The sequence below is a fragment of the Methylobacterium sp. BE186 genome (assembly GCF_031457035.1).
GTDB lineage: Bacteria > Pseudomonadota > Alphaproteobacteria > Rhizobiales > Beijerinckiaceae > Methylobacterium > Methylobacterium segetis.
Genome location: NZ_JAVDVV010000023.1, coordinates 47,991 through 65,820, shown reverse-complemented (window position 1 = coordinate 65,820; position 17,830 = coordinate 47,991). Strand labels below are relative to the sequence as shown.

The window sequence follows — 17,830 nt, the reverse complement described above, 5'->3', positions numbered from 1 at the left end:
GGCGACGGCTCCGAGCTAGAAACTTGGCCTGACCGCGGCATTAACAAAGTTTAAGTGCATAAACGTACTTGGACAAGCGCGACGCGTAAAAGCTTCGCTCCGTCGTGATGCAACTCCTGATCGGAACATTTCCGGCGATGGTATTCAACGATACCGCGCGGAGTTGCACTTGCAACCTTGCACTAAAGTACGACGCCGGAACCGGCCTCGAAACGGCGTTTTGCTGATTCGCGCTCGCGAAGCGCCCCTCACTTCTGTGCGAAGCCCGCGGCGAGGTTGATGCCGAGGGCCAGGATGCTCGTGTTGAAGAAGAAGGCGTAGATCGTCTGCAGGGTGACGACGCGCCTCATCATCTTCGCGGTGATGTCGGTGTCGGAGGTCTGCGAAGTCGCCCCGATCGTCACCGAGAAGTACAGGAAGTCCCAGGCGTCCGGCGCCTCGTCCCCGTTGAAGTCGAGCCCGCCCCGCGCGCCGCCCGCCTCCCCCTCGCCGTAGTAGAGATGCGCGTAGTGGATCGCGAAGACGACCTGCACGAAGGCCCAGGCGCAGACAAGGGTCGCGGCGGCGAGAACGAGATGGGGGGCACGCATCGGATCGTCTCCCCGCTCACCGAGGACCAGCATGGCCACCGCGCCGATGCTGGCAGCCGCCGCGAGCAGGGCGAAGACCGAGATCACCATCGCGCTGTCGTCGAGGCGGGAGGCCTCGCCGCGAAGCGTCGCCGGGTCGCGGGCGGCCCGCCAACCGACGAGGGCGACGTAGACGCAGACGCCGAGGCACCAGCCGATGAGGAGGCGCGTGGCGAGCGACTCGACGGGGAGCGCCACGGCGAGCGCCGCGACGAGGAGCAGCGAGGCGAGGAGACGCGGGCGCAGCCAGAACGCGCGCAAGGGGTTCGTCATGCCCGTCCGTCTCCCACGATCCCGGCCGCGCCCGCGCCTCAGAATTCGAGCCCGAGCTTCACCCGGACGGCGTGGCGCTCGAAATGGCTGAGGTCGAATGCGCGCCGGGTGTAGCTCGGATCCCGGTCGTGCCCGGCGATCTGCGCGGAATAGGCCAGCGTCACGAATGCCTTTTCCGTGATGCGGTGATAGAGGGCCGGCCCGAGGAAGACCGCGTGGCCCTCGAAACGGTTGAGGAACGCCCCGTCATAGGCACGCAGGTAGCGGAGCTCCGGACCGAGGAACGTGTCCTTGCCCACCCGCGCGACGACGGCGTGCGACCACAGGAAGGTCGAGGAGCGGTCGACCTCGCGCGATCCGCGCAGGCGGCCCACGCTCGGCTCGAAACTGATGTTGCTGCCGTACCAGATCGTGTCCGGAACGAGCCGGATGTCGAACTGCAGCACGCTCTCCATATCGAAGATGTCCGCCCCCTGCCCTTCGATCGGCAGCACCCGGGCGTAGCGGGGGCGCAGTTCCACCGCGAGCCCGAGCGGATTGTCGGCCGACGCCTTGAGGAACCGGACCTTGAACTCCGCCGAGGCCCCGTCGAAGGTGCCGTAGGACTTGTCGGGCAGGTCGGCGATGTTGCGGACGCTGCGAACGTCGGCGAAGACGCCGAGATCGATGCTGAAATTCTCGGCCGGGTCGAACTGATAGCTGAGCTTGGTGTTCGAGACCCCGTAATGCGATGGGCCCGGACCGGCGCGGCGCTTGCTGAACCGGCCGACGCTGTCGAGCAGAATCTCCTGTTCGCCCTTCTTGCCCGTCTCCGAGCCTTCCGTGAAGCCGAACAGGTTCTCGGTATCGACCTCGTCCTCCGAGCCGGACGATGCGCCGCCGGCACCCTGGCCCCCGCTCTTGGCCTCATCCTTGGGCTTGGCATCGTCCTTGGCCTTGGCATCGCCCTTGGCCTTGGCATCGCCCTTGGCCGCGCTGCCCTGCCCCGCCAGGGCAGGCGCCGGCACGGCCGAAAACGGGCCGGCGAGACACAGGATGACGAGGAAGAGGCGGACGGGATGACACGGTCTCATCGGCGCGACTCGGAAGCGACAGGCCCCGATCGACCGTCTTCCGAACCGGATGGCATGCCGGCCCGCGTCCTGACTGCATCCGCACGGACACATTTGTCAGAAATTCACTCATAAGTTGAAATTGTCGGGATGAAGCCCGGCATCTCCGCGTGGGATCCGCGCCCCAGCCCACCGGCGATGGATTATCGCCAGCGGATCATGAAGGCGACGCAGGCGAGGATGACGGCCGCGAACACCCAGGCCGGGCCGCCTTCCGACGCGTATCCCACCATGCCGATGAAGCCGATGACGCCGGCCCAGATCAGGGTGAAGGCAATCGGGTTCACGGTCTTACCGGCCCGACGGCCACCCGTACACACATACGCCGAAGACCTCGCCCGCGCCCGCTCCCACCCCTTCAACCGCGCGAGAACGGCAATATCGCGGCCGGCACGCGGATGTACGGCACCGGGCGCAGACATGCCGGCAAGCATTCGGCCGAGCCACCGTACCGATCAGCTGTCCGGATAAAGAAATAGCAACGGATTCGTCATTTCCTCTCGACAAAATCGCGTCTTGCCTTATCTGTTGAAGCATCGCGTCCGACGCGGTCCTCCGACACTGACGAGTTTCAAACACACCATGTCGCGCAGTCGCGTGCGGCGGTCTTTTACCGTCGAAGTGAAATCGAATGGCCGGCAGAGCCTCGGTCTCGCCATTCCATCCCGCGTTCCCGCCCCAACTCCTGTCTCGTCTGCCCGAGCCCTCGACGCCGAGAGCCTCTGGCTCAAGGCCGAGCGCGTGCCCGAGCACGTTTCGCCCGCGCCTCAGGCCGAGGCGCGGCGGGTGCTGCCGAGCCTGCTCGTCGCGGAGGCTCCGGCGCCCGAGCCCGAGATGCGGACCTTCGAGGAGCCGCCGCTGCCCCGGGTCCGCCGCGTGAAGCCGAGGACGGCGCGTTCGACGATGGCGGAGCCGGCGACTTCCGGCTCGCCGCTCCCGAAGGCCGCGAGGGTGGAGCCTGAACTCTTGCCCGCTGCCGACGCCAGCCCGTTACTCCTGCCGACCGCAGCGGAGCCCCCCGCGGGCCGCCGCAGGACCGTCGCGAAGGCGACCCCCGAGCTCGCCCGGGGCGAGCGCTGGAAGCGGCGGCTGCCCCGCGCCTGCTGGTAGGCAGCGATCCGCGGTGTTCCGCGTTGCTCTCCCGGCCGCGCCGACAGGCGCGGGCGTGATGGACAGCAGGAGGAGCATCCATGGCATCGACCCGCTCGCAGCAGTGGAACGAGGGTAGCGCGGCGAGACGCGCAGGCCAGCCGGACACGGTCAATCCCTACGAGGCCGGCTCCCAGGAGAGCGCCGACTGGCTCGACGGCTTCACCAGTGGCGAGCCGGAACAGAACGTGGATCGGCCCGAGCGCGGAGAGGGCTGAGGGCGAGTCTCGTCCGCGACGAGGCCGATCTACTCGGCCTCGTCGAAGTTGAGGGAGAGGCGGGCTCGGAACAGGACAGTCCCGCTCTCGTCCCGCACGGCTGCAACGCAATGCTGGTGGTCGGAACCGGCCTGAAATCCTTGCGCGACGGCCGACATGATCCCGACGACGCGCTCGCGCGCGATCATAGGCCCCGCGGCCTCAAATCCTTCCTTGTCCTGAATGTGCTGCGACCCGTCGTGAAGATCGATGAAATAGCGCGCCATGGAACAATCCGGTCGGGGTGACCCGAGAACAATACGGGTGCTTTAGCACGAGAACGTTTCCGGTGGGTGTCCCAACGGCCTCGGACGATTCTCGGTACCCTCGGGCACTTTGCCTCATGGGCCGCGGGTAGGAAAAACTCAGTCGTCCTGCTCCGGGTCGCCGCCGCCATTGCGCTCGTGGACGGCCGCTTCCAGACGGGCGCGGTCCTCGAGGGCGCGGATGGCATGGTGGCGGCTCAGGCTCTCGAAGAGATCCACCGCGGAGGTGCGGCCCTCCTGCGACAGGTAGGCAGCGAGACGCGCGTAGTCGCCCGCGAGGCGCTCGCTGCGGGCGGCATCCCGGGCAAGGCCCGCGACGGTGGTCTCGAAGGCGGTGAGGGTCGGGTCGGATGCGCGCATCGGCCAGGGTCCGGGCTCGGGCGCGCGATCGCCGTGCGCGAGCCTCGACGAGATGACGAAGCTTGGCGGCTCCGGTTCCACGGGCCCTCCCCCAGCGTCCGTTAACGCTCCACTCACCTTGTCGCGCGGGATCCGTCACCCGGGGCGGATCGCTGTGCGCCAGCGCATCCGCCGATACGGCAGGCGGCCCTAACCCCGTCGCCTCGTGCGAGAGGGGGCGGGGACGATGGCCTCGAAGGTTCTGCTGGTGCTCACGGTCGTCGCATTTCTGGTCAGCGGCCGGGCGCCGGGCATGCGCGAGTTGCGCAATCCGGATGCGGAGCCGGGCGGCCGCGTCGCTCTGGCGGCCAAGCGCGAGGCCGTCTGAGCGCGCCGGGCCGCGGCTCGCGGCAGGCCGCCAGACATTGCTCTCGCATGGAGTAGAGCCCGTGCCGCGAGGCGCGGAAGCCCGAGGCCGGCGCGGATGCGCGTCGACCGGCCGAGGCCCACGCCACGGGGGCGTGCCGGCGACGGCAAGGCGGATGAGACGGCCGCGACAGGGGTCGAATGAAGCGGAGCCAGGGCGATCAGGCCGGAGGCGGGCGGCCTCTGCCCTTAAACGCTGCGCCGACGCTTTGGCCGGGCGGGCCGCTTTCGTGCCGGCTTCTTGCCCGAGGCCGACCGGCCCGTGGCAGCCCGCGTCATCTCGGACAGGGCGATCTGCTGCTGGCGCCGTGCGGTCGATGTGGCCATGCCCATCCACCAGCCGGCCGCCTGATTGGCAGCGGAGAGCCAGAGGCTCAGTGCGGGATTCTTCATGTGGACCTCTCGGGAGCAGGAGACCGCTCGCGGGTCAACGCACGGGCGTGGATCCCGTTACCGTCCGAAGCCCTGCTGAAACATGCGCGCGAAGGTCTCCCGCATCTGGTCGGGGCTCTGCGAGACCGAGGACAGCCAATTCTTCAGAAGCGCATCGGGAGCGAAGCGATCCATCTCGGCCAGCATCCGCTTCTCCATCTCGGCCAGGAGAGCTGCCTGCATAGGCTGGACATCCGGAAGTCCGAAGAACGCTCGAGCTTCCTCAGGTGTGCAATCGATATTGACGCTGATTTTCATGTTCTCTCCTAAGACTCCGGTTGACATATCGCCGTGTCGGCGTTCGTACGAAAGGAGCGCTCCGGGTGTTTGGCATCCAAGATTTCATAAATACGACACAAAACCCGATTGTTCGTCGCGAATACCGGAAACTGTGGGGTCCGTCGCACATTTGTTAACGCCATGTCGCGACCCGCTCGCTAAAGGCGCATCCACGCAATGATGGATGAGCGAGCTGTGACCTCAGGCGGCCCTGAATACGTGATCGATGCGCCCGACATGGATTGGAACTACGAGCCGTCTCGGGAAGAGCTTTTCAGATCGTTGCGATCCCCTCTCTACACGACCGATGCGGACGGCTGGCTGACGTACTACAACGCGGCCGCCGCGGAACTCTGGGGCTATCCCCCCTCTCTGGGCGAGGCTCGCTGGTGTGGTTCCTGGCGCATCTACACGCCGGACGGCAGGCACCTCCCGCTCGACCAATGCCCGATGGCCGTCGCTCTGAAGGAAGGGCGGGCGGTCCGCGGCGTACAGGCGGTGCTGGAACGTCCTGACGGGTCCCGCCGCCCCTTCATGCCCTACCCGACCCCGCTCTACGATCGAGCGGGTCGCCTCGTCGGCGGCTCGAACATCCTCCTGCCCCTCGACTGAGCCTCGAAGGGGCGCCCGGGGCATCGATCTGGCTCCCGGCGCCCGGGCAGCGTGCGACCCGCGTATGTCGGGTCTCCGGTCAGGTATGGATCACGCGGCCATAGGCGTCGAGCACGCTCTCGTGCATCATTTCCGAGAGCGTCGGGTGGGGGAAGACCGTGTGCATCAGCTCTTCCTCGGTCGTCTCCAGCGTCATCGCGACGACGTAGCCCTGGATCAGCTCGGTCACCTCGGCCCCGACCATGTGAGCGCCGAGCAATTGCCCCGTCTGGGCGTCGAAGATCGTCTTGATCAGTCCGTCCGGTTCGCCGAGGGCGATGGCCTTGCCGTTACCCGCGAAGGGGAAGCGGCCGACCTTGACCGAGAAGCCCTGCTCCTTCGCCTTGGCCTCGGTCAGCCCCACGCTCGCGATCTGTGGCTGGCAGTAGGTGCAGCCGGGGATCTTGCCCTTGTCCATCGGGTGCGTGTGCAGGCCCTTGATGGTCTCGATGCAGATCACGCCCTCGTGCTCGGCCTTGTGGGCGAGCATCGGCGGCCCGGCCACGTCACCGATCGCGTAGACCCCGGGCACGTTGGTGCGGCCGAGCCCGTCGGTGACGACGATGCCGCGGTCGATTTTCACGCCGAGCTTCTCGAGGCCGAGATTCTCGATGTTGCCGACGACGCCGACCGCCGAGATCAGTTTTTCGGCCGTGATCTGCTGCGACTTGCCGTCCCCGGCCTCCACCGTCGCCGTGACCGAGTCGGAGCCCTTCTCGACCTTCGTCACCTTGGCGCCGGTGAGGATCTTGATCCCCTGCTTCTCGAAGCGCTTGCGGGCGAGGCCGGCGATCTCGGCATCCTCGACGGGCAGGATCTGGGGTAGCAACTCCACCACCGTCACCTCGGCGCCCATGGTGCGGTAGAACGAGGCGAATTCGATGCCGATGGCCCCCGAGCCCATCACGAGCAGGCTTTTGGGCATCTTCTCGGGCACCATGGCCTCGTAATAGGTCCAGATCTGCTTCTTGTCGGGCTCGATGCCGGGGATGGCCCGGGGGCGCGCGCCGGTGGCCACGATGATGTGCTTGGCCTGATAGGTGCCCGCGCCCTTGGCGCCCTTCGGCGCTTCGGCGCGCTTCGTCTCCTTGACGGTGACCTGGCCCGGCTGGTTGCCTTTCGCCGCGGAGTCGATCGCCGCCTCGCCCCAGATCACGTCGACCTTGTTCTTCTTGAGCAGCATGCCGACGCCGCCGTTGAGGCGGCCGGAAACGCCCCGCGAGCGCTTGACGATGGCCGCGGCATCGAACCCGACCTTCTCCGCCGACAGGCCGTAATCGGCGGCGTGCTGCATGTAGTGGTAGATCTCGGCCGAGCGCAGCAGGGCCTTCGTCGGGATGCAGCCCCAGTTCAGGCAGATGCCGCCCAGATGCTCCCGGTCGACCACGGCGGTCTTGAACCCGAGCTGCGCCGAACGGATCGCCGTGACGTAGCCGCCGGGCCCGGCGCCGATGATGAGGACGTCGTAGGTGTCGGGCATCTGGCTCTCCGAGCGATTCCCTCCCTTGCGAGGAGGGCTGGGGTGGGGGTGGTGACGCCTGGCCGGCCTGCGCGGCAGGCGCAGCGCGCCGGCCTACACCAGCATCCCCATCGGGTTCTCGATCAGGCTCTTGAAGGCCGCGATCAACTCGGCGCCGAGGGCGCCGTCGAGGACGCGGTGGTCGCAGGAAAGGGTGCAGGTCATCACCTGCACCACGGCCGGCGCATCGCCCTTCACGACCACCCGCTTCTCGCCGGCGCCGACCGCGAGGATCGTCGATTGGGGTGGATTGATCACGGCCGTGAAGTGCTTGATCCCGAACATGCCGAGATTCGAGACCGAGGTGACGCCGCCCTGGTACTCCTCGGGCTTCAGCTTCTTGGCACGGGCGCGGGCAGCGAAGTCCTTCATCTCGTTCGAGATCGTCGAGAGCGTCTTCTGGTCGGCCTTGCGGATCACGGGAGTGAACAGGCCCCCGTCGATCGCGACCGCGACGCCGACCTCCGCGTTGTTGAAGCGCAGGATCCGGTCTTCGGCCCAGACCGCGTTCGCCGCCGGCACGCGCATCAGCGCGAGGCCCATCGCCTTGATGACGAAGTCGTTCACCGAGAGCCTAAAGAGCGGCTTGCCGTCCTTGTCCTTGCCGGCGCTGGAATTCAGCTGCTCGCGCAGCTTCATGAGCGCGTCGAGCTCGCAATCGACGGTGAGGTAGAAATGCGGAGCCACCTGCATCGCCTCGGTGAGGCGCTTGGCGATGGTCTTGCGCATCCCGTCGAGGGGCACCTCCTCGTAGGCGCCCTTGTCGTAGAAGCCGCGGACCTGATCGAGGCTGAGGCCGGCGGCCCCGGCCGCGGCGGCCTTCGGTGCGGGGGGCGGCGCGGCGGCAACCGTCCCGGCGGGGGCCTCGGCGACCTTCGGGGCCGCGGCCTTGCCCGTGCCGTTCGCGGCCGCGGCGCGCACGTCGCGCTCGATCACCCGCCCGTGAGGACCCGAGCCCTGAATGCCAGAGAGGTCGATGCCCTCCTGCTTGGCGATGCGGCGCGCGAGCGGAGAGGCGAAGACGCGCCCGCCCGCGGGCGCGGCCTGCGCGGCTCCGTTGCCCTTCGCCGCCGGCTTTGCCCCGCCGGGCGCCTCGTTCACCCGCTCGTAGCTCATGTGGCCGCCGCCCGGCGTGGTGTTCTGGGCCGCGGGGGACGCCTCCGCCTTCGGGGCCTCCGTCGGCGCTTCGGCCTGCGCCGCGCCGCCCGACGGGGCCTGGACGCTGCCCGGATCCTCACCCTCGGCGGCGATCAGCGCGATGAGGTCGTTGACCGGCACGTCCGCGGTGCCCTCGGGCACCAGGATCTTGGCGAGCACGCCCTCGTCGATGGCCTCGACCTCCATCGTGGCCTTGTCGGTCTCGATCTCGGCCAGCACGTCGCCGGACTTGACCGCGTCGCCCTCCTTCTTGAGCCACTTGGCGAGGTTGCCCTTCTCCATCGTGGGCGAGAGGGCGGGCATCAGGACGTTGATCGGCATCGCTTGATGATCCTGAGCGGCCAAGGGCCTGGAATGAGTTCGTGAGCGGTCAGTTGAGGGCAGAGCCGGGCTCGGGATCCTCGCTGCCGCCGGAGGCGAGACCCTCCCGGATCTGCGCGAAGGCCTCCTCCTCGGTGAGGCCGGTCTCGAGCGCGTAGATGCGGGCCGCGTGACGGGCGAGGTCGATCAGGAGCACGCCCCAGGTGAAGGGATCGTCGAAGGAGCGGCGCAGGGCGATGCTGACCGCCCCGTCGACGACGCTGGCGCGCAGGACCTCGACGCCGCCCTTCTCGAGGGCGTCGGGAGGCGGGGAGAGTTCCTGGAAATCCTTCATCTTACTTGTAGCAGACGCTTTTCGCGGCCTCGACCACCTCGGCCACGGTCGGCAGCGCGAGCTTCTCGAGATTCGCCGCGTAGGGCATCGGCACGTCCTTGCCGGTGATGCGCAGGACCGGCGCGTCGAGATAGTCGAAGGCGTCGACCATCAGGCGCGCCGCGATCTCGGCGCCGACGCCCGATTGCGGGAAGCCCTCCTCCACCGTGACGCAGCGGCCGGTCTTCTTGACGGATTCCACCACCGTGTCCGTGTCCATCGGCCGGATCGTGCGCAGGTCGATCACCTCGGCCTCGATGCCCTGCTCGGCCAGCGCCTGCGCGGCCTTGAGCGCGTAGGTCATGCCGATCGCGAAGGAGACGATGGTGACATCCGAGCCCTGGCGGTGGATGCGCGCCTTGCCGATCGGCAGCACGAAGTCGTCGAGCTTCGGCACCGGGAAGGATTGGCCGTAGAGGATCTCGTTCTCGAGGAAGATCACCGGGTTCGGGTCGCGGATCGCGGCCTTGAGGAGCCCCTTGGCGTCGGAGGCCGTGTAGGGCGCGATGACCTTCAGCCCCGGCACGTTCGAGTACCAGGCCGCGTAATCGTGGCTGTGCTGGGCGCCGACGCGGGCGGCGGCGCCGTTCGGCCCCCGGAACACGATCGGGCAGCCGAGCTGGCCGCCCGACATGTAGAGGGTCTTGGCGGCCGAGTTGATGATGTGGTCGATCGCCTGCATGGCGAAATTGAACGTCATGAACTCGACGATCGGCTTCAGGCCCGTATAGGCCGCGCCGACGCCGATGCCGGCAAAGCCGTGCTCGGTGATCGGTGTATCGACCACGCGCCGCGCGCCGAATTCCTGCAGCAGCCCCTGCGTGATCTTGTAGGCGCCCTGATACTCGGCGACCTCCTCGCCCATCACGAAGACGTCCTCGTCCCGGCGCATCTCCTCGGCCATCGCGTCGCGGAGCGCCTCGCGCACCGTCGTCGTCACCATCTCGGTGCCGGCGGGGAATTCCTCCATCACCGGGGCCGGAGCCTTGTTGGTGATGGTGGCGGGGGCGGCGGGCGCGCGCGGCGCATCCTCGCCGCTCTTGGCCTCGGGGGCGGGCTTCTGCGCCTGCCCCTCCGCCTGCATGTCGGGTGCGGGCGCCGGCTGGCCGCCCGCATCGGCGCCGTTGCCCTTCGGCTTGCCCCCCGAGGAGGCGGCCGCCGAGACGTCCTCGCCCTCCTCCGCGATGATCGCGATCGGCGTGTTGACGGCGACGCCCTCGGTCCCTTCTTGGATCAGGATCTTGGCGAGCACGCCCTCGTCGATGGCCTCGACCTCCATCGTGGCCTTGTCGGTCTCGATCTCGGCCAGCACGTCGCCGGACTTGATCGCGTCGCCCTCCTTCTTGAGCCACTTGGCAAGCTTTCCCTCCTCCATGGTCGGGGAGAGCGCGGGCATGAGGATGTCGGTCGCCATGGAAGGACTCTGTCGGAGGGGCGTCTGGCGGGGCGGCCTGAAGGCGAAGGAGGCGACGTGCCGTCAGGCGCGCGCTTCGAGCAGGATGTCGGTCCAGAGCTCGGAGGGATCGGGCTCGGGATCGTGGGTCGCGAATTCGGCGGAATCGTTGACGATCTCGCGCACCTTGGCGTCGGTCGCCTTCAGGTCGCCGTCGGGTACGCCGTGCAACTCGATCAGGCGCTTGCGCACCATCTCGATCGGATCGTGCTCCTCGCGCATCTTCGAAACCTCGTCCTTCGAGCGGTATTTCGCCGGGTCGGACATGGAATGGCCGCGGTAGCGGTAGGTCTGCATCTCCAGGATGTAGGGGCCCTCGCCCGTGCGGGCGTGCTGGATGGCGCGCGCCGCCGCTTCGCGCACGGTGCGCACGTCCATCCCGTCCACCTGCTCACCGGGGATGCCGAAGGAGAGGCCGCGCTTCGAGAAATCCGTCTGGGCGGAGGCGCGGACGACCGAGGTGCCCATCGCGTAGCGGTTGTTCTCGATCACGTAGACGACGGGCAGCTTCCAGAGGGCCGCCATGTTGAAGCTCTCGTAGACCTGGCCCTGATTGGCGGCGCCGTCGCCCATGTAGGTGAGGCTGACCTTGCCGTTCTTCCGGTAGGCGTCCGCGAAGCCCAGGCCGGTGCCGAGCGAGACCTGCGCGCCGACGATGCCGTGGCCGCCGAAGAACTGCTTCTCGCGGGAGAACATGTGCATCGAGCCGCCCTTGCCGCGGGAATACCCGCCGCGGCGCCCGGTCAGCTCGGCCATCACGCCCCTCGGCTCCATGCCGCAGGCGAGCATGTGGCCGTGATCCCGGTATCCGGTGATCACCTGATCGCCCTCCTCCGCGGCCATCTGCATGCCGATGACCACGGCTTCCTGGCCGATGTAGAGGTGGCAGAAACCGCCGATCAGGCCCATGCCGTAGAGCTGGCCCGCCTTCTCCTCGAAGCGGCGGATCAGCAGCATCTCGTGATAGGCGTGGAGGTCCTCGTCGCGGGTGAATTGCGGCGCGTTCGGTGCGGGCCGGTGGGCGGCTTCCGGAGAGCCCTTCGCCTCGGGCTGCGCCTGCGACTGAGCTTCATCGGGCTTCGGCTGCCCCGCTTCCTTCGCGGCATCCATCGGCGACCTCCCGTGATCTGTCTCTCAGCCACGGTGTAGTGCACGGTCTGCCGGAAAGCGAGGGCCGCCCCTCTGACACCGCCGCGCTCTTGTCAGAGGTGCGGGGCGCCATTTCGATCGTGGGTTGAGTGGCTGCTCGCACCTGCGGCGGCACGTTGCCGAATGCGCGGGAGGTCGGCCGATCAGGGATCGATGATCACGACATCGTTGGCGTGAACGCGGCCGAGCACGACCCGGGCGCGCTCCTCCAGGAGGTCGCGGTCGATCTGCTCGCTGCGCAGGAGGGCGACCCGGTGCTCCCAGACCGCCCGGTCGGCCTTGACGGCGGCAAGCTCCCGGATCAGCCCGAAGGCCTGCTCCTTGACCGCGCGCTTGGCCTCCAGGCCGCGGCTGCCGTTCTCCGCCTGATGGACGAAGTAGCTGACGACGAGGGCCGACACGGTCCAGAGACCGAGCGGCATGAGGACGGATCTGACGCGGCGGCGGACGACCATGGGCCGACCATCGCCGCGCAAGGTTAACAAAGGCTTCAGGGCGCCAAGCGCGCTGCCCGGTCGAGGCTGTCCGTCAGCGCCCGGCGAGCTGCCTGATCGCGGCGCGGCCGGCGTAGCGACCCTGGGGTCCGAGGCCCTCCTCGATGCGGATCAGCTGGTTGTACTTCGCCAGCCGGTCCGAGCGGGCGAGCGAGCCGGTCTTGATCTGCCCGCAATTCGTGGCCACCGCGAGGTCAGCGATGGTCGAGTCCTCGGTCTCGCCGGAGCGGTGGGACATCACCGCCGTGTAGCCGGCGCGCTGGGCCATATCGACGGCCGCGAGCGTCTCGGTGAGCGAGCCGATCTGGTTGACCTTCACGAGGATCGAATTCGCCGTGCCGGACGCGATGCCGCGGGACAGGCGCTCGACATTCGTGACGAAGAGGTCGTCGCCGACGAGCTGGCAGCGATCGCCGACCTTGTCCGTCAGGAGCTTCCAGCCCTCCCAATCGTCCTCGGACATGCCGTCCTCGATCGAGACGATCGGGTACTTGGCCACGAGCTCGGCGAGGTAGTCGACCTGGGTGGCGATGTCGCGGGTCCTGCCCTCGCCCTCGTAATGGTAGGCGCCGTCCTTGAAGAACTCGGTCGCCGCGCAGTCGAGCGCCAGCACCATGTCGGTGCCGGGCTTGAAGCCGGCGGACGCGATCGACTCCATCACGAAGTCGAGGCCGGCCTCGGCCGAGGGGAGATTCGGGGCGAAGCCGCCCTCGTCGCCGACATTCGTGTTGTGGCCGGCCTTCTTGAGCGCGCTCTTCAGCGTGTGGAACACTTCCGAGCCCATGCGCACGGCCTCGGCGAGCGAGGTCGCGCCCACCGGCATGATCATGAATTCCTGGAAGTCGATCGGATTGTCCGCGTGCGCGCCGCCGTTGATGATGTTCATCATCGGCACCGGCAGCACCCGGCCCTGCACGCCGCCGATGTAGCGGTAGAGCGGCAGGCCGGACGCCTCGGCCGCGGCCTTGGCCACGGCGAGAGAGACGCCGAGAATCGCGTTCGCGCCCAGGCGGGCCTTGTTCGGCGTGCCGTCGAGTTCGATCATCGCCTCGTCGATCGCGACCTGATCCTCGGCGTCCATGCCGCCGATCGCGTCGAGGATCTCGGTCTGCACCGCGTTGACGGCCTTGCGCACGCCCTTGCCGGAGAACCGCGCCTTGTCCCCGTCGCGCAGCTCCACGGCCTCGTGGGCTCCCGTTGAGGCGCCAGAGGGCACCGCGGCGCGGCCGAAGGAGCCGTCCTCGAGGAGGACGTCGACCTCGACGGTGGGGTTGCCCCGGCTGTCCAGGATCTCGCGGGCAGCGATGTTGGTGATCGCGGTCATCTTTGGTCCCCCTCTCGAGGCGGCGGGCTTACATCGTCCAGCCCGGGTTCGGTCCGACGCGGGCGCCACAGGCCGGCAGGCGCCGCGGGCCGAAACGCGGGAATCGGCGCTCGGGCTTATCCGTCAACGAGGGGCGGCGGGCAAGCGCCTGCACGCGCCGGGGCTCGGCCGGTCCGGGAGCCCGGGGCGCCAGGCGTGGCTGCTGCGGTCGGGGATGCGCGCGGGCCGTCCGCAGCGTATAGGGCGGTGTCATGACGAATGAGACGACGAACACGGCTCCCGCCAACCTGCAGCTCGGCCAAGCGACGCTGCAACCGGGATCGCCCGAGGAGGCCCGCCTCGACCGGGTGCCGAACCCGCACGCCGACACGGACTATCTCGCCCGCTTCACCGCGCCCGAATTCACATCCCTCTGCCCCGTGACCGGGCAGCCCGATTTCGCGATTCTCGTGATCGACTACGTGCCGGACCGCTGGCTCGTGGAGTCGAAATCCCTGAAGCTCTATCTCACGAGCTTCCGCAACCACGGCGCCTTTCACGAGGATTGCACGGTGGCGATCGGCAAGCGGCTGACGGCACTTCTGGAGCCGCGCTACCTGCGCATCGGCGGCTTCTGGTATCCGCGCGGCGGAATCCCGATCGATGTCTTCTGGCAGACGGGCGAGCCCCCGAAATCCGTCTGGCTGCCCGATCCCGGCGTGCCGCCCTACCGGGCGCGCTGAGACCCGCACGAACGAGAAGAGCGGCCGGTGATCACCGGCCGCCCTCCAAGACGTCTAGGGATGGCTCGACTCAGTAGCCGTAATAGCCGTAGCCCGGACGGTCGTAGTAGCCGTCGCGGGAATAGGCGTCGCGCGCCGCACCCGCCGCGATGGCACCCGCCGCAAGGCCGGCGATGCCGAGGCCGACGGCTGCGCCCGTGCCGATGCCGCGGCGGCCGCGATAGCCGTGCCCGTAGCCGTAGGCGTGGTTGTGACCGTAGCCGTATCCGTGGCCGCGCGGACGGGCATCCGCGGAGGTGGCGGCCATGGTGCCGACCGAGAGAGCAACAGCGGAGATAAGGGCGAGCTTGCGCATGATATCCTTTCGTGAGCTATGACACGATTGGAGTGTCCAACGTCTCTCCTGCCAAGGCGTTCCCCGGAAAGTCGAATCGAATCCAGGCCGTTCCTTGGAAGGCCTCCGGCTTCATCCGGGAAGAACTGGCTCTCGGCTCCCTAGATCCGCGGCGATGCCGCCTCATCCCCTCCCCTTCGCCACCCGGTCGAAAGCCTGCAGGGTTTCGAGGAGCGCCGGCATGTCTCTCAGGGCCACCATGTTCGGGCCGTCGGAGGGGGCGCGGTCGGGGTCCGGATGCGTCTCGATGAACAGGCCCGCCACGCCGACCGCCACCGCCGCGCGGGCGAGAACGCCGACGAACTCCCGCTGCCCGCCCGAGGTCGCTCCCTGACCGCCCGGCTGCTGCACCGAGTGGGTCGCATCGAACACCACCGGCAGGCCGCCCGTCACCTGCGCCATGATGGGAAGGCTCCGCATGTCGGAGACCAGCGTGTTGTAGCCGAACGACGCCCCGCGCTCGGTGACCAGAACGTTGCCGTTGCCCGTCCCCGTCACCTTGGCGGCGACGTGCGCCATGTCCCAGGGGGCGAGGAACTGGCCCTTCTTCACGTTCACGACACGACCCGTCGCGGCGGCCGCCAGCAGCAGGTCCGTCTGTCGGCAGAGGAAGGCCGGGATCTGGAGGACGTCGACCACCTCGGCCGCCGCCGCGCACTGCTCGGCCTCGTGCACGTCGGTGAGCACGGGCAGGCCGAATCGCTCCTTGATCTCGGCGAAGATCGGCAGGGCCCCGGACAGGCCGAGGCCGCGGGCCGAGCCCGCCGAGGTCCGGTTCGCCTTGTCGAAGGACGCCTTGAAGACGAGGCCGATGCCGAGGCGTCCCGTCATCTCCTTGAGCGCCGCCGCGATCTCGAGTGCGTGGGTGCGCCCCTCGAGTTGGCAGGGGCCGGCGATCAGCGCGAAGGGCCGGTCGTTGGCGAAGGTGACCTCGCCCGCGCGGACGGTGACCGGCGGGCAGGAGGCGGCTGAGGGGGCGTTCGGGCTCGACATGGAGCGCGGTCTATCCCGCGGATGCGGCCGGCGAAAGGCCGGCGCGGCTGCGCAGGATCGCGGGTTCGCGCGGCCGGAGCACGCAGACCGTGAGGTTCTGGCCGAGCCCGTCCCCGCGCGGCCCGGTCTCGCAGCGCAGGCTCGCCCGCCCGACGCTGCCCTCTTGCGGCGCGCCCGCGAGGAGCGAATCCTGGTGCAATCGGAGGGCGAGGACCGTGGCCTCGTCGCGCGGGGCGCCTGCGAGCCCTTCGGCAGCGAGCCCGACCAGGGTGAAGAAGCGGCGATCCGGTTCGCGCTCGTGCGAGCCGAGAACGAGCCGGGCGGGTTTGCGGCACTCGAGGCTCATCCTGTCGGCATCGGCCGCGCGAAAGACGGCGAGCGATCCCTGCCGCCCCGCCACCGAGGCGCCGGTGGCGCGGATCATCCGCGCGGCGAGCGCGTCGCAGGCGTCGGCCAGGGCCGGTCCGGCACAGGCGAGGAGCAGAGGCAGGGCGAGGAGAGAGGCGCGCATGGCCCAGGTCTAGCGCGGACGGGCCGCCTCGTCAGCGGGCGCGAGAGACCCGGTGATGTCGTCCGCGCCCGCCCCGAGGCAGGTGCGGTACGCGTTGCCCCGGAGCACGCGGGGCAGCCGCAACGGGCGAGCGCCGCTCGCGTCGCTCAGCGTGCCCGTCAGGGCTTCGGCCGAGACCGTGCCCTCGAAGGAGATGGGGCCGGTCACCGTCAGCGCCGTGAAGGCGACCGTCCGGGCATCGTCGTCGACGGCGGGTGCCGCCTGGACGGGCACGATCCCGCTCCCCTGCCCGACCTCGTAGAGGAGGCCGTTCCCGTTCGGCGAGCGCCGCAGAGTGATGCGGCGCCCGAAGAGGTCCCCGCTCGCGGGCCGCGTGCAGAGATCCGCGTAGACGTAGGTGCCCGAGAGCCAGCCCGGCCGCGCCGCGACACCCGCCGGCACCAAGCCGGTCAGGACGGCCACAGGGAGGCCGAGGGCGGGGAGGAGGCTCGCGGCGCGCATGCGTACTCCGTCTCGTGTCGGCGTCGCACCGCATGCAGGATCTGGGCTAGGAGGCCCCTCCGGCCTGCCAGGCGGCGCGTCCCTGGCCGTCGAGGGCCTCGAATTCCGCGTCCGTGAGCGTGAGGGCGGCCCCCGCCATGTTGTCGGCGAGGTGCCCCGGATCGCCGGTGCCGGGGATCGGCAGCATCACGGGCGAGCGCTTGAGGAGCCAAGCGAGCGCCACCGCCCCGTCGCCGACCCCATGCCGCCCCGCGATCTCGGCGAGCACCGATCCCTCGCGGGCGAGCGCCCCGCGGGCGAGCGGCGCCCAGGGAATGAAGCCGATGCCCTGGGCGGTGCAATGGTCGAGGACGGCCTCGCTGGTACGGTCGACGAGGTTGTACTGGTTCTGCACGGTGGCGACGGGGAAGAATGGCCGGGCCGCCTCGATGTCGTCCACCGACACCTCGCTCAGGCCCACATGGCGGATCAGGCCCTCCTCGCGCATCCGCGCGATCGCCTCGAACTGCATCTCCCGCGGGCAGTCGGGGCCGATCCGGTGCAATTGCCAGAGGTCGATGCGCTCCAGCCCGAGCCGACGCAGGCTCATCAGCACGCACTGGCGCAGGTAGTCCGGATTGCCGACCGGGCGCCAGATGTCCGGCCCGTGCCGGGTAAGCCCGCCCTTCGTCGCGATGACGAGACCGGAATACGGATGCAGCACCTCGCGGATCAGATCCTCGCTCACGAAGGGCCCGTAGCTGTCGGCGGTGTCGATCAGGTCGATGCCGAGTTGCGGCACACGGGCGAGCGTCGCCTTCGCCACCTCGCGCGAGGCCGGGTCGCCCCAGATGCCGGGTCCGGTGATGCGCATGGCGCCGAAGCCGAGGCGGTGGACGGTGAGGTCTCCGCCGATGGCGAAGGTGCCGGAGGGATTCTTGCCGGAGGGATTCTTGCCGGAGGGCGTCTCGCTGGGCATGGGACACTCCGTGAGAGGTTCAGTGGCCGGCATATGGCGCGCCCGGCCGGCGCGGCGAGCCGGCCCCGTCGCTCCGCGCGCGGCCTGTCCGGGCTCCCGTCCTGCAACCGGAGCGTGAAAAAGGCGCCGGCCCGCGAGGACCGACGC

At 69.0% G+C, this 17,830-nt stretch carries 24 protein-coding genes; 5 read left to right on the top strand and 19 right to left on the bottom strand.

All coding sequences use genetic code 11. The features are described 5' to 3' along the window. Window positions 1–248: 248 nt before the first annotated feature. The 3 genes from J2X36_RS20300 to J2X36_RS20290 form a co-directional block, all read right to left on the bottom strand. Window positions 249–902: a DUF1345 domain-containing protein gene (locus tag J2X36_RS20300; protein WP_132254989.1), complete on the bottom strand. Its 654-nt coding sequence runs from the start codon at window positions 900–902 to the stop codon at window positions 249–251. Window positions 903–940: 38 nt separating this feature from the next. Further along, a complete protein-coding gene (locus J2X36_RS20295; protein ID WP_310353113.1) occupies window positions 941–1,975 on the bottom strand; it encodes a hypothetical protein in 1,035 nt (344 codons plus the stop codon). 182 nt (window positions 1,976–2,157) lie between these two features. Then, window positions 2,158–2,301, bottom strand: a complete 144-nt coding sequence (locus J2X36_RS20290) for a hypothetical protein (protein ID WP_310353112.1) — start codon at window positions 2,299–2,301, stop codon at window positions 2,158–2,160. Between the two features lie 454 nt (window positions 2,302–2,755). Here J2X36_RS20290 and J2X36_RS20285 point away from each other — a divergent pair, with 454 nt between their 5' ends. Then, window positions 2,756–3,124 (top strand): hypothetical protein, encoded by a 369-nt coding sequence (locus tag J2X36_RS20285; RefSeq protein ID WP_310353110.1) that lies wholly within the window; start codon window positions 2,756–2,758, stop codon window positions 3,122–3,124. Window positions 3,125–3,204: 80 nt separating this feature from the next. Then, window positions 3,205–3,381, top strand: a complete 177-nt coding sequence (locus J2X36_RS20280; RefSeq protein WP_165937895.1) for a hypothetical protein — start codon at window positions 3,205–3,207, stop codon at window positions 3,379–3,381. 29 nt (window positions 3,382–3,410) lie between these two features. Here J2X36_RS20280 and J2X36_RS20275 read toward each other — a convergent pair whose 3' ends face one another. Together J2X36_RS20275 and J2X36_RS20270 are read right to left on the bottom strand one after the other, a co-directional pair. Beyond that, on the bottom strand, window positions 3,411–3,647 hold the full coding sequence (locus tag J2X36_RS20275; RefSeq protein ID WP_132254991.1) for a DUF6894 family protein: 237 nt from the start codon (window positions 3,645–3,647) through the stop codon (window positions 3,411–3,413). Between the two features lie 138 nt (window positions 3,648–3,785). Further along, the gene (locus tag J2X36_RS20270) at window positions 3,786–4,046 is read right to left on the bottom strand and encodes a hypothetical protein (RefSeq protein ID WP_132254992.1); all 261 of its coding nucleotides are present in this window, start codon (window positions 4,044–4,046) and stop codon (window positions 3,786–3,788) included. A gap of 226 nt (window positions 4,047–4,272) precedes the next feature. On the opposite strand from J2X36_RS20270, the gene J2X36_RS20265 reads away from it, so the two are divergent. After that, window positions 4,273–4,413, top strand: a complete 141-nt coding sequence (locus tag J2X36_RS20265; protein ID WP_165937896.1) for a hypothetical protein — start codon at window positions 4,273–4,275, stop codon at window positions 4,411–4,413. Window positions 4,414–4,640: 227 nt separating this feature from the next. Here J2X36_RS20265 and J2X36_RS20260 read toward each other — a convergent pair whose 3' ends face one another. Next, complete coding sequence (locus J2X36_RS20260) at window positions 4,641–4,844, bottom strand: hypothetical protein (protein ID WP_132254993.1); 204 nt, start codon at window positions 4,842–4,844, stop codon at window positions 4,641–4,643. Between the two features lie 57 nt (window positions 4,845–4,901). Further along, entirely contained in the window at window positions 4,902–5,141 is a 240-nt protein-coding gene (locus tag J2X36_RS20255; RefSeq protein ID WP_132254994.1) for a DUF6489 family protein, read from the bottom strand. Between the two features lie 303 nt (window positions 5,142–5,444). Between J2X36_RS20255 and J2X36_RS20250 the strand changes: the two genes are divergently transcribed. Further along, complete coding sequence (locus J2X36_RS20250) at window positions 5,445–5,774, top strand: PAS domain-containing protein (protein ID WP_245516611.1); 330 nt, start codon at window positions 5,445–5,447, stop codon at window positions 5,772–5,774. A gap of 79 nt (window positions 5,775–5,853) precedes the next feature. Here J2X36_RS20250 and lpdA read toward each other — a convergent pair whose 3' ends face one another. The 7 genes from lpdA to eno form a co-directional block, all read right to left on the bottom strand. After that, complete coding sequence (gene lpdA / locus J2X36_RS20245) at window positions 5,854–7,293, bottom strand: dihydrolipoyl dehydrogenase (protein ID WP_132254996.1); 1,440 nt, start codon at window positions 7,291–7,293, stop codon at window positions 5,854–5,856. A 93-nt stretch (window positions 7,294–7,386) separates the two neighbouring features. Beyond that, entirely contained in the window at window positions 7,387–8,811 is a 1,425-nt protein-coding gene (locus J2X36_RS20240) for a pyruvate dehydrogenase complex dihydrolipoamide acetyltransferase (protein WP_310353098.1), read from the bottom strand. A gap of 49 nt (window positions 8,812–8,860) precedes the next feature. Continuing rightward, window positions 8,861–9,145 carry a DUF5076 domain-containing protein gene (locus J2X36_RS20235; protein ID WP_132254998.1) on the bottom strand — a complete coding sequence of 95 codons (285 nt, stop codon included), beginning with the start codon at window positions 9,143–9,145 and terminating at the stop codon, window positions 8,861–8,863. A gap of 1 nt (window position 9,146) precedes the next feature. Continuing rightward, window positions 9,147–10,598, bottom strand: a complete 1,452-nt coding sequence (locus J2X36_RS20230; protein ID WP_310353094.1) for a pyruvate dehydrogenase complex E1 component subunit beta — start codon at window positions 10,596–10,598, stop codon at window positions 9,147–9,149. Between the two features lie 63 nt (window positions 10,599–10,661). Next, the gene (gene pdhA / locus J2X36_RS20225) at window positions 10,662–11,747 is read right to left on the bottom strand and encodes a pyruvate dehydrogenase (acetyl-transferring) E1 component subunit alpha (RefSeq protein WP_132254197.1); all 1,086 of its coding nucleotides are present in this window, start codon (window positions 11,745–11,747) and stop codon (window positions 10,662–10,664) included. A 182-nt stretch (window positions 11,748–11,929) separates the two neighbouring features. Beyond that, a complete protein-coding gene (locus tag J2X36_RS20220) occupies window positions 11,930–12,241 on the bottom strand; it encodes a septum formation initiator family protein (RefSeq protein ID WP_132254199.1) in 312 nt (103 codons plus the stop codon). Between the two features lie 73 nt (window positions 12,242–12,314). Next, window positions 12,315–13,604, bottom strand: a complete 1,290-nt coding sequence (gene eno, locus J2X36_RS20215) for a phosphopyruvate hydratase (protein WP_310353091.1) — start codon at window positions 13,602–13,604, stop codon at window positions 12,315–12,317. Between the two features lie 251 nt (window positions 13,605–13,855). On the opposite strand from eno, the gene queF reads away from it, so the two are divergent. Next, entirely contained in the window at window positions 13,856–14,326 is a 471-nt protein-coding gene (queF, locus tag J2X36_RS20210) for a preQ(1) synthase (RefSeq protein WP_310353089.1), read from the top strand. Window positions 14,327–14,396: 70 nt separating this feature from the next. Here queF and J2X36_RS20205 read toward each other — a convergent pair whose 3' ends face one another. From J2X36_RS20205 to J2X36_RS20185, 5 genes are all read right to left on the bottom strand, one after another. Next, window positions 14,397–14,681 carry a hypothetical protein gene (locus J2X36_RS20205; RefSeq protein ID WP_310353084.1) on the bottom strand — a complete coding sequence of 95 codons (285 nt, stop codon included), beginning with the start codon at window positions 14,679–14,681 and terminating at the stop codon, window positions 14,397–14,399. Between the two features lie 162 nt (window positions 14,682–14,843). Next, window positions 14,844–15,713, bottom strand: a complete 870-nt coding sequence (gene kdsA, locus J2X36_RS20200; protein WP_310353081.1) for a 3-deoxy-8-phosphooctulonate synthase — start codon at window positions 15,711–15,713, stop codon at window positions 14,844–14,846. Window positions 15,714–15,723: 10 nt separating this feature from the next. Continuing rightward, entirely contained in the window at window positions 15,724–16,224 is a 501-nt protein-coding gene (locus J2X36_RS20195; RefSeq protein ID WP_310353079.1) for a hypothetical protein, read from the bottom strand. A gap of 9 nt (window positions 16,225–16,233) precedes the next feature. After that, entirely contained in the window at window positions 16,234–16,725 is a 492-nt protein-coding gene (locus J2X36_RS20190; RefSeq protein WP_310353077.1) for a hypothetical protein, read from the bottom strand. Window positions 16,726–16,771: 46 nt separating this feature from the next. Beyond that, the gene (locus tag J2X36_RS20185) at window positions 16,772–17,683 is read right to left on the bottom strand and encodes an aldo/keto reductase (protein WP_310353074.1); all 912 of its coding nucleotides are present in this window, start codon (window positions 17,681–17,683) and stop codon (window positions 16,772–16,774) included. Window positions 17,684–17,830: the final 147 nt, after the last annotated feature.

What these genes read in the sequence shown, in the direction of transcription:
- J2X36_RS20300 (WP_132254989.1), bottom strand. Translation starts at nt 902, where the DNA reads ATGACGAACCCCTTGCGCGCGTTCTGGCTGCGCCCGCGTCTCCTCGCC.
- J2X36_RS20230 (WP_310353094.1), bottom strand. Translation starts at nt 10,598, where the DNA reads ATGGCGACCGACATCCTCATGCCCGCGCTCTCCCCGACCATGGAGGAG.
- J2X36_RS20265 (WP_165937896.1), top strand. Translation starts at nt 4,273, where the DNA reads ATGGCCTCGAAGGTTCTGCTGGTGCTCACGGTCGTCGCATTTCTGGTC.
- J2X36_RS20295 (WP_310353113.1), bottom strand. Translation starts at nt 1,975, where the DNA reads ATGAGACCGTGTCATCCCGTCCGCCTCTTCCTCGTCATCCTGTGTCTC.
- J2X36_RS20255 (WP_132254994.1), bottom strand. Translation starts at nt 5,141, where the DNA reads ATGAAAATCAGCGTCAATATCGATTGCACACCTGAGGAAGCTCGAGCG.
- J2X36_RS20275 (WP_132254991.1), bottom strand. Translation starts at nt 3,647, where the DNA reads ATGGCGCGCTATTTCATCGATCTTCACGACGGGTCGCAGCACATTCAG.
- J2X36_RS20270 (WP_132254992.1), bottom strand. Translation starts at nt 4,046, where the DNA reads ATGCGCGCATCCGACCCGACCCTCACCGCCTTCGAGACCACCGTCGCG.
- J2X36_RS20185 (WP_310353074.1), bottom strand. Translation starts at nt 17,683, where the DNA reads ATGCCCAGCGAGACGCCCTCCGGCAAGAATCCCTCCGGCAAGAATCCC.
- J2X36_RS20280 (WP_165937895.1), top strand. Translation starts at nt 3,205, where the DNA reads ATGGCATCGACCCGCTCGCAGCAGTGGAACGAGGGTAGCGCGGCGAGA.
- eno (WP_310353091.1), bottom strand. Translation starts at nt 13,604, where the DNA reads ATGACCGCGATCACCAACATCGCTGCCCGCGAGATCCTGGACAGCCGG.
- lpdA (WP_132254996.1), bottom strand. Translation starts at nt 7,293, where the DNA reads ATGCCCGACACCTACGACGTCCTCATCATCGGCGCCGGGCCCGGCGGC.
- J2X36_RS20190 (WP_310353077.1), bottom strand. Translation starts at nt 16,725, where the DNA reads ATGCGCGCCGCGAGCCTCCTCCCCGCCCTCGGCCTCCCTGTGGCCGTC.
- J2X36_RS20220 (WP_132254199.1), bottom strand. Translation starts at nt 12,241, where the DNA reads ATGGTCGTCCGCCGCCGCGTCAGATCCGTCCTCATGCCGCTCGGTCTC.
- J2X36_RS20240 (WP_310353098.1), bottom strand. Translation starts at nt 8,811, where the DNA reads ATGCCGATCAACGTCCTGATGCCCGCCCTCTCGCCCACGATGGAGAAG.
- J2X36_RS20195 (WP_310353079.1), bottom strand. Translation starts at nt 16,224, where the DNA reads ATGCGCGCCTCTCTCCTCGCCCTGCCTCTGCTCCTCGCCTGTGCCGGA.
- pdhA (WP_132254197.1), bottom strand. Translation starts at nt 11,747, where the DNA reads ATGGATGCCGCGAAGGAAGCGGGGCAGCCGAAGCCCGATGAAGCTCAG.
- J2X36_RS20235 (WP_132254998.1), bottom strand. Translation starts at nt 9,145, where the DNA reads ATGAAGGATTTCCAGGAACTCTCCCCGCCTCCCGACGCCCTCGAGAAG.
- J2X36_RS20260 (WP_132254993.1), bottom strand. Translation starts at nt 4,844, where the DNA reads ATGAAGAATCCCGCACTGAGCCTCTGGCTCTCCGCTGCCAATCAGGCG.
- kdsA (WP_310353081.1), bottom strand. Translation starts at nt 15,713, where the DNA reads ATGTCGAGCCCGAACGCCCCCTCAGCCGCCTCCTGCCCGCCGGTCACC.
- queF (WP_310353089.1), top strand. Translation starts at nt 13,856, where the DNA reads ATGACGAATGAGACGACGAACACGGCTCCCGCCAACCTGCAGCTCGGC.
- J2X36_RS20205 (WP_310353084.1), bottom strand. Translation starts at nt 14,681, where the DNA reads ATGCGCAAGCTCGCCCTTATCTCCGCTGTTGCTCTCTCGGTCGGCACC.